Here is a 786-nt window from a genome sequence, read left to right on the forward strand (position 1 = left end):
AACGGTTTTGTATATGGCTTGTAGCGTGTTAATTAGCGATTATTTTCGGATTAAGCACAAGCCAGATTTTTAAATTTTATTATTTATCTTTTTTATTGGAAATCGTCAAATTTAAAAATTTGGCGACTTTCCAAATATGCCTTAACTTTGTTTAAGCAACTAATTAGCTATGAGCTATATACGTTGTTGTGAGCTGGCTTTCCGCGCTATATTTTATTCGATTTGAAATAATTATTTGCTTTAAAATCACTAAAACTTATATCATCTAATTCGATTGAATGAATTCTTTCTCTTTGTTCAATCGGTAAATTATAATCAAAAATTAGTATTTGAATGATTCCATTTGAAAAAGAAACATCGCTTGTAAATGCGTAATTTAAATTGTCGTAGAATTCTATTTTTTCAGAACTTTTTACAACGACGATACATTCGTGTCCGATTAAGATCTTAAAATTTTTGTGCTCGATTACTTTTTCAAAGTATCCTTTAAACGCTATAATTGGCGATTCTTTATTTCGGTCAATTATATAAATTATATTTTTCGCAACAACTAATACTTCTCCAGAGTCGTTTAAATCCGCAATAAAATTTAAAGATTCATTTCTGTCATCCAGTTCAAAATTCGCAACCCATTTCGTTCCGTCATCTTTTGTAAATTCAATAGGTAATCCTTCCGATATATTTCGTTCAGGGATTGGAATATACATTTTTCCGTATGCAGGAAGTCCTTTTAATATTTCAAATGTTGAATTCAATTACGATGTTTTTTTAGCTTGCTCACAACGT

1 protein-coding gene is annotated in these 786 nt (G+C 29.4%); it reads right to left on the reverse strand.

The window, feature by feature from the left end; all coding sequences use genetic code 11:
- Window positions 1-206 precede the first annotated feature (206 nt).
- A complete protein-coding gene (locus tag ACNG5D_RS15830) occupies window positions 207-755 on the reverse strand; it encodes a hypothetical protein (protein ID WP_418184503.1) in 549 nt (182 codons plus the stop codon).
- Window positions 756-786: the final 31 nt, after the last annotated feature.

Origin of the sequence: Algibacter ulvanivorans, from assembly GCF_048381495.1 — a bacterium.
Classification (GTDB): Bacteria; Bacteroidota; Bacteroidia; order Flavobacteriales; family Flavobacteriaceae; genus Algibacter_B; species Algibacter_B ulvanivorans.